General features: G+C 64.2%; 19 protein-coding genes. 9 read left to right on the top strand and 10 right to left on the bottom strand.

Going from position 1 to position 16,683, the window contains the following annotated elements; translation table 11 throughout:
- Positions 1–20: 20 nt before the first annotated feature.
- The 3 genes from BBD46_RS07700 to BBD46_RS07690 all read right to left on the bottom strand — a co-directional run bounded on the left by BBD46_RS07700 (position 21) and on the right by BBD46_RS07690 (position 2,388).
- On the bottom strand, positions 21–1,178 hold the full coding sequence (locus BBD46_RS07700; RefSeq protein ID WP_071401145.1) for a pyridoxal phosphate-dependent aminotransferase: 1,158 nt from the start codon (positions 1,176–1,178) through the stop codon (positions 21–23).
- Between the two features lie 12 nt (positions 1,179–1,190).
- Positions 1,191–1,676 (bottom strand): Lrp/AsnC family transcriptional regulator, encoded by a 486-nt coding sequence (locus BBD46_RS07695; protein WP_071401144.1) that lies wholly within the window; start codon positions 1,674–1,676, stop codon positions 1,191–1,193.
- Positions 1,677–1,758: 82 nt separating this feature from the next.
- The gene (locus tag BBD46_RS07690) at positions 1,759–2,388 is read right to left on the bottom strand and encodes a hypothetical protein (protein ID WP_071401143.1); all 630 of its coding nucleotides are present in this window, start codon (positions 2,386–2,388) and stop codon (positions 1,759–1,761) included.
- Between the two features lie 174 nt (positions 2,389–2,562).
- On the opposite strand from BBD46_RS07690, the gene BBD46_RS07685 reads away from it, so the two are divergent.
- Positions 2,563–3,123: a thioredoxin family protein gene (locus BBD46_RS07685; protein ID WP_071401142.1), complete on the top strand. Its 561-nt coding sequence runs from the start codon at positions 2,563–2,565 to the stop codon at positions 3,121–3,123.
- 410 nt (positions 3,124–3,533) lie between these two features.
- On the opposite strand, the gene BBD46_RS07680 is transcribed toward BBD46_RS07685, so the two are convergent.
- Together BBD46_RS07680 and BBD46_RS07675 are read right to left on the bottom strand one after the other, a co-directional pair.
- Positions 3,534–4,022: a twin-arginine translocation signal domain-containing protein gene (locus tag BBD46_RS07680; protein WP_071401218.1), complete on the bottom strand. Its 489-nt coding sequence runs from the start codon at positions 4,020–4,022 to the stop codon at positions 3,534–3,536.
- Positions 4,023–4,157: 135 nt separating this feature from the next.
- Positions 4,158–5,258 carry an NADH:flavin oxidoreductase/NADH oxidase gene (locus BBD46_RS07675; protein ID WP_071401141.1) on the bottom strand — a complete coding sequence of 367 codons (1,101 nt, stop codon included), beginning with the start codon at positions 5,256–5,258 and terminating at the stop codon, positions 4,158–4,160.
- A gap of 159 nt (positions 5,259–5,417) precedes the next feature.
- On the opposite strand from BBD46_RS07675, the gene BBD46_RS07670 reads away from it, so the two are divergent.
- Entirely contained in the window at positions 5,418–6,263 is an 846-nt protein-coding gene (locus BBD46_RS07670) for a BtpA/SgcQ family protein (RefSeq protein ID WP_071401140.1), read from the top strand.
- A 19-nt stretch (positions 6,264–6,282) separates the two neighbouring features.
- On the opposite strand, the gene BBD46_RS07665 is transcribed toward BBD46_RS07670, so the two are convergent.
- The 5 genes from BBD46_RS07665 to BBD46_RS07645 all read right to left on the bottom strand — a co-directional run bounded on the left by BBD46_RS07665 (position 6,283) and on the right by BBD46_RS07645 (position 10,516).
- Positions 6,283–7,524: a tripartite tricarboxylate transporter permease gene (locus BBD46_RS07665; protein ID WP_071401139.1), complete on the bottom strand. Its 1,242-nt coding sequence runs from the start codon at positions 7,522–7,524 to the stop codon at positions 6,283–6,285.
- A gap of 131 nt (positions 7,525–7,655) precedes the next feature.
- On the bottom strand, positions 7,656–8,360 hold the full coding sequence (locus BBD46_RS07660) for an HAD family hydrolase (protein ID WP_071401138.1): 705 nt from the start codon (positions 8,358–8,360) through the stop codon (positions 7,656–7,658).
- 118 nt (positions 8,361–8,478) lie between these two features.
- Positions 8,479–8,820 carry a 50S ribosomal protein P1 gene (rpl12p, locus tag BBD46_RS07655; RefSeq protein ID WP_071401137.1) on the bottom strand — a complete coding sequence of 114 codons (342 nt, stop codon included), beginning with the start codon at positions 8,818–8,820 and terminating at the stop codon, positions 8,479–8,481.
- Positions 8,821–8,844: 24 nt separating this feature from the next.
- A complete protein-coding gene (locus BBD46_RS07650) occupies positions 8,845–9,882 on the bottom strand; it encodes a 50S ribosomal protein L10 (protein ID WP_071401136.1) in 1,038 nt (345 codons plus the stop codon).
- Position 9,883: 1 nt separating this feature from the next.
- Positions 9,884–10,516, bottom strand: a complete 633-nt coding sequence (locus BBD46_RS07645; protein ID WP_006167578.1) for a 50S ribosomal protein L1 — start codon at positions 10,514–10,516, stop codon at positions 9,884–9,886.
- A gap of 233 nt (positions 10,517–10,749) precedes the next feature.
- On the opposite strand from BBD46_RS07645, the gene BBD46_RS07640 reads away from it, so the two are divergent.
- The 7 genes from BBD46_RS07640 to BBD46_RS07610 all read left to right on the top strand — a co-directional run bounded on the left by BBD46_RS07640 (position 10,750) and on the right by BBD46_RS07610 (position 16,545).
- A complete protein-coding gene (locus BBD46_RS07640) occupies positions 10,750–11,355 on the top strand; it encodes a hypothetical protein (RefSeq protein WP_071401135.1) in 606 nt (201 codons plus the stop codon).
- Positions 11,356–11,531: 176 nt separating this feature from the next.
- Complete coding sequence (locus BBD46_RS07635; RefSeq protein ID WP_071401134.1) at positions 11,532–11,888, top strand: DUF7475 family protein; 357 nt, start codon at positions 11,532–11,534, stop codon at positions 11,886–11,888.
- Positions 11,889–12,138: 250 nt separating this feature from the next.
- The gene (locus tag BBD46_RS07630; protein WP_343124132.1) at positions 12,139–12,699 is read left to right on the top strand and encodes a CDP-alcohol phosphatidyltransferase family protein; all 561 of its coding nucleotides are present in this window, start codon (positions 12,139–12,141) and stop codon (positions 12,697–12,699) included.
- 89 nt (positions 12,700–12,788) lie between these two features.
- Positions 12,789–13,823: a zinc-binding dehydrogenase gene (locus tag BBD46_RS07625; RefSeq protein WP_071401132.1), complete on the top strand. Its 1,035-nt coding sequence runs from the start codon at positions 12,789–12,791 to the stop codon at positions 13,821–13,823.
- A 114-nt stretch (positions 13,824–13,937) separates the two neighbouring features.
- On the top strand, positions 13,938–14,318 hold the full coding sequence (locus BBD46_RS07620; protein ID WP_071401131.1) for a 6-pyruvoyl trahydropterin synthase family protein: 381 nt from the start codon (positions 13,938–13,940) through the stop codon (positions 14,316–14,318).
- An 11-nt stretch (positions 14,319–14,329) separates the two neighbouring features.
- Entirely contained in the window at positions 14,330–15,490 is a 1,161-nt protein-coding gene (locus tag BBD46_RS07615) for a glycosyltransferase family 4 protein (protein WP_071401130.1), read from the top strand.
- 11 nt (positions 15,491–15,501) lie between these two features.
- On the top strand, positions 15,502–16,545 hold the full coding sequence (locus BBD46_RS07610; protein ID WP_071401129.1) for a hypothetical protein: 1,044 nt from the start codon (positions 15,502–15,504) through the stop codon (positions 16,543–16,545).
- The last annotated feature ends 138 nt before the right edge of the window (positions 16,546–16,683 follow it).

Raw genomic sequence — 16,683 nt, 5'->3', positions numbered from 1 at the left:
TCCTGAACTGTGGTCTCGACTCAGACGTGCTCCTCGACGAACGTCTCGATCCGGTCGAGTGCCTCGCGGAGATCGGTCAGTCCAGTCGCGTAGGATACACGGAGGTGACCCTCGCCGCCCGCACCGAAGACATCGCCGGGGACGACCGCGACGCCTTCCTCGCGCAGCACGCCCTCCGCGAACTCCTCTGCGGTCCAGCCGTCGGGAACCTCGGGGAAGCAGTAGAACGCGCCCTTGGCCTCGAAGACATCCAGCCCGATTTCGCGGAATCGCGAGAGGACGAACTGTCGACGGCGGTCGTACTGGGCCACCATTTCGCGCACCTCCTCGTCACACGAGTCGAGCGCCTCGATTGCCGCGTGCTGGGCCGTCGTCGGCGCTGAGAGCATCGTGTACTGGTGGATCTTGTTCATCGCGTTGATCGCCTTCGCAGGGCCGAGCGCGTAGCCGAGTCGGAGCCCGGTCATCGCGTGGGCCTTCGAGAAGCCGTTGAAGACGATGGTTCGCTCGCGCATCCCCTCGAGTGTCGCGATCGAGGTGTGCTCACCATCGTACGTCAGTTCGGCGTAAATCTCGTCCGAGAGCACCGTCAGGTCGTGTTCGCGAGCGAACTCAGCGATCGGCTCGAGTTCAGCCTCGCTCATCACTGCGCCGGTCGGGTTGTTAGGATAACAGAGGACGAGCAAATCGGTCTCGTCCGCGCCGGCCGACTCGAGTGCCTCGACGGTGAGTGTGAACTCGTCCGCCTTGCTGGTCGGAACGGAGAGTACCTCGCCGCCGGCGAAGATGACACCGGGTTCGTAGGAGATGTACGACGGCTGGGCGATCGCGACGGTATCGCCGGGATCGACGAGCGTGCGAAAGGCCAGGTCGACGGCTTCGCTCGCACCCGCGGTGACGATAATTTCGTCCGCAGGATCGTATTCCAGGGCGAAGCCGTCTGCGACGTAGTCGGCGATCCGCTCACGGAGTTCGCGTTTGCCCCGATTCGCCGTGTAGGAGGTCTTTCCGGCCTCGAGGGAGGCGATGGCGGCGTCACGGGCCGCCCACGGTGTCGCGAAGTCGGGTTCGCCGACGCCGAGCGAGATGACGTCGTCGCGCTCCTCTGCGATTTCGAAGAAGCGTCTGATACCGGACGGCGGGACCGTCTGCACGCGGTCTGAGAGGTCGAGTGGCATCGATCAGATCACCTAGGGCGAAAACGAGAGGCGGTCGTCTTCCTCGCCGTCGCCGAACTCGATACCGTTCTCCTTGTAGGAGGTCATCACGTAGTGAGTGACCGTCTGCGTGATCTCCGGCACCGGTGCGACCTTCTCGCTGATGAACTGCGATACTTCGCGAATCGAGTCGCCCTCGACTTCCATGTCGAAGTCGTAGTCGCCGCTGACCAGTCGAAAGGCTGTGACCTCTGGAAATCGGGCGAGGCGCTCTGCAATGTCGTCGTAGCCGGTTTCGCGATCGAGTCGGACGTTCAACTCGACCTCGGCGCGCACGCGTTCCTCCTCGAGTTCGTCCCAGTCGACGACGGCCTGGTAGCCCTGTACTACGCCCGCCGCCTCGAGATCGTCGATCGCGGCGGCGACCTCGTCTTCCTCGAGGTCGGTCATTCGCGCGATGTCGGCCGTCGAATAGCGCGCGTTCTCACGAAGCAACTCGAGCACCTCGCGTTCGCTCATATCTCTGCGAAGCGCGACCGCGTGTAAAAACGTTGTTCTTTGTTGTTTTTCGTGACAAATGGTGGCGTGGGAGAGACGGGCGCTAGCGGTAATTTTTGAACAGCAGCGCGCGCACGTCGTCTTTGGTCTGGACGTCTTCGGTCGAACCGTCGGGGAGAGTAACGGTGTATCGGTAGTCCGCCGAGGAGGATTCCTCCCACTTGTCGTCGTGGGTTTCGAGGAGACTCATCATCTCGTCGAGCATGTCGTCGTCGTCGGCCTCGCCGCTAGTGGTGTCGGTGTCGTCATCGTCGCTGTCGCCGGCTTCGTCACCACCGTCACTGTCCTCATCGCTAGCGCCTTCATCGTCCGCCTTGTCGGACGAGTCGCCCGCTGACTCATCCAGGTTCGACCCAGCGCCTGAATCGCTCGCCGCCTCGTCCGTCGCGCCGTCCACATCGCCGGCTTCGTCGTAGGTGATCTCCTCGAGTGCGTGCGGATCTGCCTCGCCCTCGATCGCCGCGCCGACGGAGGCCGCGACATCGTCGGTCGCGGAGAACTCGGCCTCGAGATCGATTGCGTTCGCGACCTCGTCGTCGATGTTGTCGAGCAGGAACTGGAGGGCGTCCTGTTCGCGGACGAAGCCGTAGCGGCCGACGACGTCTTTCGAAATTTCTTCGCGCAGGCGCTGGATGAACTCGTACTGCTCGTCGGTGACCTCGAGTGTCTTCATACCACATCGATGCGTCGGCTGGTACAAATATGTAGGTCGTCGTGTGACACTCGCTCGTCGAACTGTCGTGACGTTCGAATCGTCCCTCGATTCCCTTTCTGTCGTCGCCCTCCGTGCCTCAAAACCGGTTCCGGGAGCGAGAGCTATATGATGACACTCCACAAAACGGTTCGTATGGCCAAAGAATCCGAAACCGAGCTTGCGGCAGGTGACGCGGCACCGGCGTTCGAACTCGAGGGCACCGACGGCGAGACCCACACACTCGAGTCGTTCGCCGACAACGAGGCACTGCTGTTGGTTTTCACCTGTAATCATTGCCCGTACGCGAAGGCGAAATTCGACCTGCTGAACGACTTGGCCGCCGAGTATGACGACGTTGCTGTCGTCGGGATCAACCCCAACGACGCCGAGGAGTATCCGGACGATTCGTTCGAGCGAATGCAGGACCTCGTCGACGACGGGACGATACAGTACGACGCCTATCTTCGGGATGAGTCACAGGACGTCGCTGAGGCCTACGGCGCGGCCTGTACGCCGGACCCGTTCCTGTTCCGACGTGAGGATAGTGAGTTCATCCTCGCCTATCAGGGCCGCCTCGACGACGCGCTCAACCCCGACGAGGAGCCAAGCCGGTTCCACATCCGGGAGGCCATCGAATCAGTGCTTGCAGGAGAGGAGGTGGCACTCGAGTGGCAGCCCTCTCGTGGCTGTTCGATCAAGTGGTCGGCGGCGTAGGTCGGAACTGAACTGAGATGGAGTCCGTGAATGCGGTTATCGCGGGATATCCGTGCTACTGTGGACGAATTCAGTGTTCTGCGAAGGGTGTCGTCGCGAGAGAGTACTTCGACAGGGCGACAAAATGGGTGGGCCGAAGCGGTCCGTCGAGAGGGGGCCGTGTGAGAACGGGGTTGGGACAGGTGCAGGGGGTGTTCTCCTCGATGGCGTATCCGGACGGTTCGGGTTCGGAGAGCGTCTGTAACGGCCCGGTGTGAGCGATCTGGTGGGGTGCCCTCTGGTAACGGTGTGTGCTCGACGGACCGGTGAGGTGCTATGGGGTGGCGAATGTGATTTGATCAGTGGAGTTCGTTCGTTGCCGGTCGAAACGGGGCCGCTGCCGCGAGTCGACTCGACGCTGCCGGTTAGGGTTACTCGTTTTCGATCTGAATCTCGCCCTGCATCTGACCGTGTGGCTCACAGCGGTAGTAGGCCATCTCCTCGGAGGCAACGACGCCGGAAAGTGTCTGCTCGTCGTCGTTGACCTGGTCCGTTGCGTAGTCGTCGACGATCTCTTCGTCTTCGTCCCAGATCTCGATGTTGTGGGTACCACTGTCCTGGTTGTACCAGGTGAAGTCGTACTCTTGGCCCTCGAAGAGGACGATCGTCGGGTTCTGCTCGCCGGCGATCATGTCGGGCGCGACGCCTTCCCAGCCGCCGGTCGCGCCGTCGAGTTCGATCGTGTCGACGTCTTCCCACTCCGATGGGTCGATGTCGTCGTCTTCCTCGCCGTTTCCACCGCCGTTTCCGGTACCGTTCTCCTCCTCATCGTCGCTCAGACAACCGGCAGCGAGGGCGACGACGGATGTCGCGCCTGCAGCCTGCAAGACAGTTCGTCGAGTGTGGGTTTGGTCGGTCATCGTTGTCGTCACTCCTCGCTTGGCACTCGCAGGGGTTGAAAAGCGGTTGTTGTTCCCAACAGGTGGGAGTGTGGCGAACATATTCGCACGAATAAGTTCGCTTTTCCCTCTATTTCTGCTCGCCGGACCGGTCACTCATTGAACCGCTCGCCGGTACTGAATCGGCCACTCTGCGGGGGCCTCCTCACCCGCGAGTTCGTCCGCAGCGCGCAGCCCGAAGTACGGGTCGCACAGGAACTCACGGCCGACGAGTACGAGGTCCGCGCGGTCGTTTCGTACGAGTGCGTCGGCCTGTTCGGGTTCGGTGATACCACCGACGGCACCCACAGCAATATCCGCACCGTCGTCCACACGCTCGGCCAGCGGCACCTGGAAGTTCGGCCCACCAACAACGTTCTGGTCGGGGTGGAGCCCGCCGGAGCTGACGTCGATCAGGTCGGCACCGATTTCGGCGAGGTCGGCTGCAAGCCGTGCGGACTGTTCGACATTCCACGATTCGGGCTCGTCGTCCAGCCAGTCAGTACCCGAAATGCGAACGAAGACTGGTTTGTCGTCGGGCCAGACTTCACGAACGGCTGCCGTCACCTCGCGGACGAACCGCGTCCGGTTCTCGAAGCTCCCGCCGTAGTCGTCCTCGCGCTGGTTCGTCACCGGCGAGAGGAACTCGTGAAGCAGGTAGCCGTGGGCCGCGTGAATCTCCGCGATTTCGAAGCCGGCCGAAAGCGATCGTTCGGCCGCGGCACGGTAGGCGTCGACAACATCCTGAATGTCATCCACCGTCGCCTTTCGCATCTCCGGGCGCTCGCCGTCGAACGGCGGATACGCCTCGGGCGACGGCGAGAGAACCTCCCAGCCGCCCTCCTCGGGCGCAATCGGGTCGTTCCCCTCCCAGGGCTTTCGCTTGCTCGCCTTGTGACCAGCGTGGGCCAACTGGATCGCCGGTACCGAGCCCTGGTCGCGGATGAATTCGGTGATCGACTCGAGTGCACTTGCTTGTTCGTTGGTCCAGATGCCGAGGTCGTGGGGCGTGATTCGCCCGCGTGGTTCGACAGCGGTAGCCTCGGTCATGACGATGCCGGCACCGCCGACGGCGCGACTGCCGAGGTGGACGCGGTGCCACTCGGTCGGCAGGCCGTCGGTGTCACAGGAGTACTGGCACATCGGCGAGACGGCGATCCGGTTCGGAATCTCGAGGTCCCGCAGCGTGAGCGGCGAGAACAGGTCGGTGTCTGCCATCAGGCGGACTAGTGACGGCGAGGCAAAAACGCCCGTGGACGGCGACGTGTTTGCCGATTTGCGAGTACGTCGGCATGGCGCACGGTGGGGTGAGATGGCGACAGCACGCGGGCCAGATCGATGGAACCGCACTTACCGCCGCTCGCCCTCACACCACGTATGACCACAGCACAGCAGGACTCGCTCCTCGACAGGTTCGACCACGAACGGCCGCTCATCGGCATGGTTCACCTCCCTGCGCTCCCCGGTGCGCCCGGATTCGGGGGCGACCGCGACGCTCTCGACGAGCGGGCGCGAACGGATGCAACTCGACTCGAGTCCGGTGGCATCGACGCGATCATGCTCGAGAACTTCGGCGACGCACCGTTCTACCCCGAGACCGTTCCGCCCCACGTCGTCGCCGATATGACCGCCATCGCCAGCACCGTCGCAGACGCCGTCGACGTCCCGCTCGGGATCAACGTCCTCAGAAACGACGCCGAAGCGGCGCTCTCGATCGCAGCCGCCGTCGACGCCGACTTCATCCGTACCAACGTCCACGTCGGCACGGCCGCGACGGATCAGGGGGTACTCGAGGGCCGGGCCCACGAGACGGTCCGCCTCCGAGAGCGGATCGCACCCGACGTGGGGATTCTCGCGGACGTGCACGTCAAGCACGCCACGCCAGTCGGCGAGGCGTCCATTGAGCAGGCCGCACTCGAAACGGTCGAGCGCGGGAAGGCGGACGGCGTGATCGTCTCCGGGAGCGGAACGGGAAGCGAGACTGCACTCGAGGACGTCGAGCGCGTTGCCGCTGAGCTTTCAGCTCACGACCTTCAGGCACCGGTGTTCGTCGGCAGCGGCGTCACCGCAGACACGGTCGGTGACTGCGTTGCTGCCGGTGCTGACGGCGCTATCGCCGGGACGGCGCTCAAGGAGGATGGTGAAACGACGAACCCGGTTTCGGTGGATCACGTTGAGCAAGTCGTTCAGGCGGCACGCGAACACTCGCCGAGCGACCGGTAACTCGAGTTCCCAATGCAGTTCAGATCCCGACGATCAGCGGGCCGATCAGCACGCCCATCAGGTGGACTCGTCGTGCCCGCAGGCGGACCGGCACCATGCCGATTGCGGTGGCGACGACGAAGACGACGATACCGAGCGGGCCGGTGAACAGGTACGAGAGGACGAGCAACAGCCCCAGCACGGCGGTCGAAATCTTCCAGTACGCCACGCGGCCGACGAGTTCGAGGTAGCGTTCGCCGACGACGATCACGAGGACGAATCCGCAGACGCCCGCGAGGAGCACGGCACCGAGCAGGATCGGAAGTTCGAGCGGCGCGTTCACGTTTTCGAAGGCGACCATCACGCCGGTTCTGGGTTGGCCGATCGCGACGAGCGCGAACAGCGCGAAAATCGTATTCGCCGTATCGACGCCGCTCGTCGCGACGATGTAGCCGCGGTCGCCGGCATTTCCCGGGACCAGTACGAGCACCGCAACGGCTGCAATCGCGGCCGAAATCCCCGGAATGTAGCCGACGACCGCGCCCGCAAGCGCGCCGGCGAGTGCTGTCGCACCCACGAGCCAGCGCGGGAGTTCGATCGTCCCATCGCGCTGTGGCGGGATTCCTGACCCGAAAATCGCGTCGATCAACACGGGTGCACCGAACAGGCCGGCGAACAGCGGCGCGAGCATCCCGCCGGCCTCGAGTGGCGCGTCCGGCGAGAGGTCGAGCGTCAGCACACCGAGCGCGGCCGCGAGCGAGAAGGAGAGCAGCCCACCGAATCGGGCGCGCCACGTGTACTCGGAGGCGACGAGCGCGACGACGACCATCGCCAGCACGAGTGGCAGATTCGATCGAAGCGTCGGATACACTGCCGTCACGGCGCTGGTCACGGGTATTGCGAGTGGAACAGCGACGAGTACCGCGAGGATGCTGCCCAGCGCCGAGAGCCGGATCGCCTCGTAGCCTCGGCCATCAAGCACCAGCCGGTGGCCCGGTAGCGCAGTGACTGCCATTTCTGCATCGGGAACGCCGAGTGCCATCGCTGGCACGGCGTTGAGAAAGGTATGGACGACGCCCGCGGCGAGCATCGCACAGCCGACGAACAGCGGCGGGCCGGGGACCGACGCCGCGATGCCGGCGAGCAAGAGCGCGAAGTTGTTCGCGTGGAGGCCGGGTACAAGCCCGCTCAGACTCCCTAGCGACGCACCAGCTAGCGTCCAGGCCAGCAACTGGAGGGTCAGCGTTGGATCGGTGACGAACTCGACCGGGGCAACGGCCATCCCTCCATCTGGCTGCGGCTTCGGATTTAAACTCGCGCCCGTAGGGAGGATTTCGCTCGTCGGCTCTGGCGACGAGGTCCGGCAAGACTCTCACGTCGACGGGTACCCACCACGATCCGATTACGATCCGATTACGATCCGAACACATCCTCGAGTACTCTCGGAAGCGAGCCCGGAACTGAACCGGGGTCACGTAACTCGCCGACCGCCTCGACGACGGCGTCCGCAGCAGCGGGCTCTTCGACATCGGAGTCGTCGGCACCGGTGACGTACACCGTCTGGAAACCGGCGTCGCGGGCCCCGACGATGTCCTCCTCGTAGCTGTCGCCGACGTAGACGTAGTCGTCCGCCGGCAGGCGTGCTTTCGCGGTCGCGAACAGTTCCTGGTCGGGCTTTCGAACCCCCAGTTCGTTCGAGACGAGCACCTCGTCGACCCGCTCGTCGAGTCCGTGGCACTCGAGTTTCGCGCGCTGCTGGTCGCCGTCGCCGTTGGTGATGATGCCAGTCGGGTTCGTGGCGGCGACGGACTCGAGTACCTGCGTCGCGCCGGCTATCGTAACTGTCGCGTCGATTTCGCGCTCGCAGTGGTCGGCGGCGAGTGTGGCCGGCGTCACGTTGGCCCCGAAATCGTGTTTCGTCACGATGGTCTCAAACGCGCGGCGGTACGGGTCGGGCTCGCAGCGATCGAGTGCGTCTAACAGGTGTTCGACGTAGCCGTCGTATGCCGTGGCAGTCGGTATGTCGTAGGGGGAGACAGTCTGCCGAAACAGCGACTCGAACGACTCGTCGTACGTACAGAGCGTTCCGTCGAGGTCGAAGTACACGGCGGTTGTCACGAATGCGTTGGCACGGGCAATAGAGAAGTACCTATCGGTGGTGAGCGTCGAAGAAAGCAAAATTGGCTGTGTCGTCGGTGTCGAACTCGCGTGCGCGAGTTGCGAAGCGACTCAGGATTTAGCCGAAGAGTTCGCCGAGGCCTTCGCCGTCTGCCTCGTCGTCCTCGTCGTCGTCCTCGTCCGTCGTGTCCGGGACGTCGCTGGTCTCTTCCTCGTCGCCACCCTCGTCAGCAGCCTCGTCAGCTGCGGCAGCGCCGCCTGCGGCGGCACCGGCGGCTGGGACGGCTGCGGCCTCGGAGACGGCGTCGTCGATGTCGACGTCCTCGAGTGCGGCGACGAGCGCCTTGACACGGGACTCTTCGACGTCGACGCCAGCGGCGTCGAGCACGTCGGTGAGGTTGTCTTCGTTGATCTCTTCGTCCGATTCGTTCAGGATGAGTGCAGCGTAAACGTATTCCATTGTTGTATCCTCCAGTAGTGTTAGTTAGCCGAACATTGCGCCGAGTCCTTCTGCGCCGTCACCGTCGTCTTCGTCATCGTCGTTGGTGTCGTCGTCAGCGTCGGACTCTGCGTCCTGGTCGGCTTCCGATTCGTCTTCGCCCTCGTCGGCGGCCGCTTCAGCAGCGGGCGCCTCGACACCCTGCAGTTCCTCGGGCAGGGCCTCCTCGTCGTCGATCTGGGCTGCGAGCGCACGCAGCTGTGCGTCGGCCTTGGAGACGAGGTCGGGCATGAGTTCTTCGTCCTCGATGGCGGCCTGCAGGCCGAGGCTCTTGGCCTCGCCCGTGGCCTTGGCGATGAGCGTCGGTGCCGTCGTCGCGGTCGGGAACGGTGCGTTGAGCGAGAGGTTCCGAGCGCGAGCGGCGGCCGTCTGCACGTCGCTCTCGTAGGCCTCGATGTCGATGTCGAGGTCCTCTGGGTCGAAGAGCACGCCCTCGGCGACGACTGCGCGAAGGTCGAGCCCGACTTCCTTGGGCTCGATGCCGAGTTCGTTGAGCACGTTCGCCAGGTCCGCAGAGACTTCCTCGCCGGCCGAAAGGACCGTCGAGTCCTCCATAACCTGGATCGAACCGTCCTCGATGCGTGCGTTCGCGCCGATACTCTGGAGTTCGCCGACGAACGGCCCCGGATCGACACCGGTGTCACCCTCGGGGATGACGATGTCGTTCGGGGCAACCTCGCCCTCGTTGATCGGGGCGGGCGTCTTCGAGGCCTCGAGCTCCTTGTAGAGTGCGAACGGGTTGTCGTTCGTGCCGATCAGTCCAACCTGGCCACCGATCTCGTCGACGAGATCGCCGAGGCCGGCGGACTCGAGCGCACGAACCTGCAGTGTGTTGCGGCTGACACGCAGTTCGGCGGTGCCGTGCAGGTCACGCCGCATGTCCTGCAGCTGCTTCGAGGGAATGCCGGCGATGCCGACGATGCCGACGCTCTCGTAGCTCTCGATGAGTTCCGCGAGTTCGTCGACTTCCTCTTGCTTCCACTGTGGAAGGTTCTCGGTCTTGCGGTCTGCCTGTGCGCTCATCTTAGGCCACCTCCACGGATGGGCCCATCGTCGTCTTTACGAAGACGGCGTCGATGTTCTGGGGGCCCTTCTCGAGGTCAGCGTGCAGGCGTCGCAGGATGACGTCGATGTTGTCGGCGACGTCTTCTGCATCCATTGCTTCGGAGCCGACGAGCGTGTGGAACGTTCGTCGGTCGCCGGAGCGAAGCTGCACGGTATTCTTGAGTCTGTTGACGGTCTCGACGACGTCGTCGTCGGGCGAGAGCGGGTCCGGCATTTTCCCGCGGGGACCGAGAATGGTACCCAGGTGCCGGGCGATATCTTGCATCATCGCCTCTTCGGCGATGAAGAAGTCCGTCTCGTCCGCCATATCTTTGGCGTCGTCATCGTCCAGATCTGCGACATCGTCAACCGAAAGGACCTCGTCCGCCGCCTCTTCGGCGCGGACTCCAGTCTCTCCTTCGGCAATGACGACGATGCGCGTCTCCTGTCCGGTGCCGGACGGGAGGACGACGGACTCGTCAACACGATTCGACGGTTCGTTCAGGTCAAGGTCGCGCAAGTTAATCGCAAGGTCGACCGTCTCGGTGAAGTTCCGATCGGGTGCGTCCTCGAGTGCGCGAGCCACTGCGGTTTCGATATCCGAATCTGCCATCGTTCACCTCCGTAGTACGCAGGAGTGCTCCTACGGGTCAGTGAAACAGGCTACGCCTGTCTCTGTTAAGAGAAGTGCCATGCCGAACTTAAACCCGTCGAACTAACTGCAGGACGCGTCTCGAAGCGCGATGGCGGGTGACACAGTCACACGGCGCTGGTGCCCTACCGATTCCGTTCGAATCCGGTGACTAATCAGAAACACTATGTGTCCACCCTCGCGTCTATTGCGTTATGCGGCCAGCAGAATTATATACTGGAAACGGAGCCACCGGGTACGAGGTACTCGAGAACCTCGCCGCGAGCGGGGCGCTCGAAGCGTACCACGCACTCGAGCCGCTCGGCCGCGTCGGCGTACAGTTCGCGGCGACGCTGCTGCTCGGCCTCGTCGTTCTCGGACTGCTTCAGGGGTACAGCGCTCGCACGGTGCGGACCGCACGCCGGAGCCCGATCATCTCGCTCTGTATTGGCCTCCCGGGTCTCCTTGTCGCCAGTGGACTGACGAGCACGGGCTACGTGCTAATCGGGCGCGGCGTCGGGACGTTCTTCGGCCTCCCGCTCGTTATGATCGGTATAACGGTTCTCCTTCCGCTCGTCGCACTCGGATTCGTCGCCGTCGGACGCACGCTCGCAGCACGAGTCGGTCGCGATGGACTCGGTTCTGGAATTCTTGCGGGGAGCCTCCTCTGTAGCCTCGCTGGGTTTTCGCTCCCACTCACCGTGCTCGTCGTCGCTCTGGCTGGGTCGCTCGGTATCGGCGCGTTCGTCCGCGTGCTGTTGCACGCTGGCACCACGACGGCGCCGGACGAGCGCACGATTCCGCCTGCGAACAAGATTTGAGAGGTACACTGGTTTCTTTCGTCTCTCCTGCAAGATCTCACTCCCTACGCGCGCACACCTCACCGCTCATACTCCACATTTCATAACCCACACGCGCACACTCCATATTCCCCCCCACATCCCACACTCCAGTTCGGCGAAAGCTGTTTTTACCCACTCGTTGAGAGGTTCATATCGTGGCTCGCTCTGTCGGTTCCCTCTCGCTGACCCACTGGCTGGCAATCGCCCTCGCAGCCGTCAGCGCGTTCGTCCACCTCGTGCTCGGCGTTTCGTTTCTTCCCCACTGGATGGGCGTCGCGTTTCTCGGCGCGACCGCCGGCTTTCTCCTCGGTATCGCGCTCGTCATCCGGAACTACCGGCGACGACTCGTCTACCTGCTGGGCATTCCCTTCACCGCCGGACAGATCGTCCTCTGGTACGTCGTCAACGAACCCACTGCACTCGCCGACCTCTCGGCAGCCGAAGCCGTCGACAAAGTCGCACAGATCCTGCTGATCGCACTCCTTCTCGTCCTCCTCGCTCGCCGTGACTGACGATCATCGCCCAGGGTACTCGAGTCCACCCCGTCCACACAGCCAGTGGGGTCGTGCGACGCTCGGACTCGGTGCGCTGAGTGGGCTGCTTACCCTCGCGCTCGTCGCGCTGTGGTCGGGAGACGTTCCCGCAGCGTTTCTCGCCGGGTCGTTTCTGGTCTTTTCACTCACGTCTACGATAATCTATTATGTTGTTTTAGGACACACAGGGCCGTCAGCGCCGCCGTTTACATCCGCGACGTGGGTGACCGTGGCACGCGGTGCAGCAGTCGCGGGACTCGGCGGATTCGCTGGACTTGCGGCGGGTGCGGGCGGACTCGAGACCACCGCCGGGACGACGGTCACCAATACTGACGCCAGCCTCAGGTGGGCACCGGCAGTTCTATTCGCTGTCGCAGCCCTCCTCGACGCCGTCGACGGCTGGCTCGCCAGACGAACCGACAGCGTCACCGACCTCGGTGCGCGCCTGGATCTCGAGATGGACGGTCTCGTCGTCCTCATCGGCGCGACCGTGGGTGTGCTCGCCGGCGTCCTCCCACTCGTCTTTCTCGCGGTCGCGGGCGCGCGATACGCCTTTGTCGCCGGCCTCTGGTGGCGCGACCGTCGCGGACACCCGACTGCCGAGTTGCCACCGAGTCACGTCCGGCGCGTACTGGGAGCGCTTGCAATGGTCGCTATTTTCGTCGCGCTCGTCCCGGTCGTCGACCCCGCCATCTCTCGCGCGTTCGCGACGGTCGTCGCAGTCCCCTTCCTCGCGAACTTCGGGCGCGACTGGCTCGTTGCCGCCGGCTACCTGGAGGATGATGAATAGCGGCGTACTCGAGTTTGGTCCGCCTCGGCGGGTAGGCACCCCCTTCCGCACAAACGCCCAAGTGGGCCCCCGTCGAACGCCCGCACAGTGTGACCGCCCGCACCCTCTCCTTCACCGGTCCGCGAACCGTGGAGGTTCGTTCGCGGCCGATCCCAGACCCTGGTCCGACAGACGTGCTCGTCCGAACGCGCGTCTCGGCCGTCAGCGCCGGCACCGAAGGCCTGATCTACCGCGGCGAGGCACCCGCCGACCTCCCCGCCGATAGCGAACTCGATGCACTCGAGGGTGACCTCTCTTTCCCGCTTTCGTACGGCTACGCGGCAGTCGGCGAGGTGGACGCGGTCGGCAGCGAGGTCGACGACGACTGGCTCGGACGACAGGTCTTCGCGTACAACGCCCACGAGAGCCACTTCCTCGCGAACCCGGACACTCTTCTTCCAGTTCCGGAGGGTGTCACGCCGCGCGAGGCCGCCCTCTTTGCCAATCTCGAGACGGCCGTCACCTTCCTGCTCGACGGCGAGCCGCTGCTCGGCGAGCACGTCGCCGTCTTCGGACAGGGTGTCGTCGGCCTACTGACGACGGCGCTGCTCGCCCGGACACCGATCGAGACGCTGGTGACGTTCGATCCTGACGACGACCGCCGCCAGCACGCCGGTGCCATCGGCGCGGACCACACGCTCGATCCGACGGCGTGTGCGGTCGAGGAGGCGTTTGCGGACGCCATCGCCGGGAGCTTCGAAGCCGGGGATTCGCGAGCGGACCTCACCTACGAACTCTCGGGCAACCCCGACGCGCTCGACGACGCACTCGCCGTGACGGGGTTCGACGGCCGTCTTCTCGTCGGCTCCTGGTACGGGACCAACCCCACCACGGCGAATCTCGGCGGCCGCTTTCACCGCGACCGGATCGGCATCCGAAGCACCCAGGTGAGTACCATCGACCCCCGCCTCTCCGGGCGCTGGTCGCGCGAGCGCCGTCACGACCTCACCTGGTCCTGGCTCCGTCGACTCGACCTCGAACGGCTGTTTACGCACGAGTTCCCGCTCGAGGACGCGGCCACAGCGTACGAGTTACTCGAGAAGCGTGCCGACGACGTCGTACAGGTGCTGTTTACCTACGAGTGATGGCTGGCACGCCCGTGCAATTATCTGGCTGAGTTCGGTGCCCTCTGTTACTAATCGAGCAGCCGCATACGACTCGGGCAAGGACATATATTACCGTTCGTGATAGGCCATCCTATGTACGCCGTCTCGGTCTCTCGATCGGTGGTCGCCCAGCACTTCCTGACGGTCCCGGATCCCGGTCCGGAGGGCCAGCTTCACTCACACCACTTCACCGTCGAGGCAACGCTGCGAGGCTCCGAACTCGACGCACACGAGTACCTCGTCGACATCGACGACCTCGTCGCCGCGATGGACCGCACCGCTGCGTTCTACAGCGACCGGACGCTCAACGACCTCCCCGCGTTCGAGGACGCAAACCCAAGCGCCGAGCGATTTGCCCGCGTCTTCGGTGACCGGCTACTCGAGTCCCTCTCGCTTCCGGCGACCGTTTCCGAACTCAGAATTGAGATCCAGGAAGACGATGTCGCGCGCGTCGCACACGAACGGACGGTCTAAGAGTATCGACAATGCACGTTGGACTCGTCGTTCCCGGCGACCTCGACCAGCTCTCCGGCGGATACCGGTACGACCGCAAACTCGTCTCCGCTCTCGACGCTCGCGGTGACGACGTGACCGTCTGTTCGCTCTCCGGCGAGAATCCCACTCTGGATCGTCCGTTTGACGTGCTCCTGCAGGACAAACTCTGCTCCCCGGCGCTGGTCGACCGCAACGCCGCGCTCGAGAAACCCGAGACCATCGTTGCGCTCGTCCACCTCCTCGAACATGTTGGGCCCATAGCGGAGCGGGACACTGCGGACGACTCGAGTCCCACTCCCTCCCCCAACCCCAATCCCACTCCCACTCCTCCCGCCACCACAACTCCCCCCGGTCGCGAGCACGAGCGACACTATCTCGAGTCGGTCGACGCAGCGGTCTGCACCAGCGAGTTCACACGCGAGCAGGTGTCCACACTCGCCACTGACGACCTCCCGACGCACGTCGCTCCACCGGCCGGTCGGCATCCGACACCGCCACTGACACCCGACGAGATCGCCCAGCGAGCGGAGACGGGGCCGCTCCGGCTCGTCTTCGTCGGGAACGTCATTCCGCGCAAAAACGTAGAGACGCTGCTCGAGGCACTCACACGAGTCGACCGCGACGTCGACTGGACGCTGACTATCGTCGGCGACGACACGGCCGACCCCGACTACACCCGGCAGATCCGCGAACAAAGCAGTACCTCGGGGCTCGCCCACCGCGTCTCGTTCTACGGCCCTGTCACCGACGACGTACTCGAGTCCGCCCTCGCGCGCTCGCACGTACTCGCTGTCCCATCCCACTACGAGAGCTTCGGGATGGTGTATCTGGAAGCCATGGAGGCCGGCGTCGTCCCGATCGCAAGCGGTGTTGGTGGCGCGAGCGAGTTCGTCGCCGACGGCACCAACGGCTTCGTCGTCGAGCCGGACGATCCCGAACGGATCGCAACCATCGTCACCGACCTCGCACGCGACCGCGAGCGGCTGGCATCGCTCGCGACGGCTGCACTCGAGACGGCCGAGGCGCATCCGTCCTGGGAGACGACGTTCGAGAAGCTGCGAGCGTTTCTGGTCGAACTCTCGGATTTGGGTCGTCACGCGGACTCAGCCGGTCACGATTCGAGCCCATCTGCGGGCGGTGAGCAGCCGTGACCGGTCCGTCCATGCAAGCCTATCTGGAAGCAAAGCGCACCGTCGACGACCGTGCGCTGAATCGGCGCGTGCTGGAGCAGTTCGAGACTGCACTCACAGCCCGCGACGGCCCGATCAGCGTCGTCGAACTCGGTGCCGGCGTCGGAACGATGCTCGTTCGGCTCGCGGCCTGGGACTGCCTTCCCGAACGCGTCACCTACCGACTCGTTGACCGCGACGAGGGGAGTATCACCCGCGCACGCGAATTGGTTTCCGCCGGACTCGAGGACGCGGGGTACACCGTCCGCTGGCGTGACGACCGAGACACCGAGTCCGCGACGCTCGTGGCAACGCGCGAATCCACTGGAGCCAATTCTCGTGAACGGGATGAGCCACCAGGGCTGCTCGAGCACACTGACTCCGTGCCCGCTACTGCCACCGCCACAACTACGACCACCACTCTCACCGTCACGTTCACCGTCGCCGACGCCTTCGAAATCGAAGCACAGGCCGACGCCGTCGTCGCAGCCGCCTTTCTAGATCTCGTCGACCTGTCGGCTGCACTCGAGTCCATCGAGACGCTGCTCGAACCGGACGGAGTGCTCTACGCGCCGATTACCTTCGACGGCGGGACCGGCTTCGTCCCCACAGACCCGCTCGATCGAGACATAGAGCGCTGGTATCACCATCACATGGACGAGATTCGAGACGGCGGCAGCAGCCGCGCGGGTCGCGACCTACTGACGACATTGCGCCGACGGGACTGGGAGACGGTCGCTGCCGGCGGGTCGGACTGGGTCGTTCGCCCGGCGTGTGAGAATAGCACTGGTGGTGACGAGACCGGCAGCCCCACTACCCACTATCCAGCATCCGAACAACTCGTCCTCGAACACGTTCTCCACACGATCGACGACGCTCTCGCAGACATTCCTACCACGACGCTGCCGTTTTCGTCAGCCGAACAGCAACAGTGGCTCGACCAGCGACGGACGGCACTCGAGTCCGGGGTACTCGAGTTCGTTGCGCATAATCTGGACGTGCTTGCCCGTCGTAAGGCGGTTGTGAGGAGGTTGTGAGTCCGTTGTGAGCCGGGCGTGAATCGGCCGTGAGCAGCCAGTCACAGTGAGTAGGTGGCACAACCGCTGGCAGTGCTCAGTGAGGAGTGAAAGTATGACGGATCGGATGATCCGACAGAACTGGTGGACCGTTCGTGA

This window comes from Natrialba sp. SSL1 (genome assembly GCF_001861355.1).
Lineage (GTDB): Archaea > Halobacteriota > Halobacteria > Halobacteriales > Natrialbaceae > Natrialba.
The sequence above is the reverse complement of the archived record's forward strand: the minus strand, read 5'-3'. Positions and strand labels throughout refer to the sequence as shown.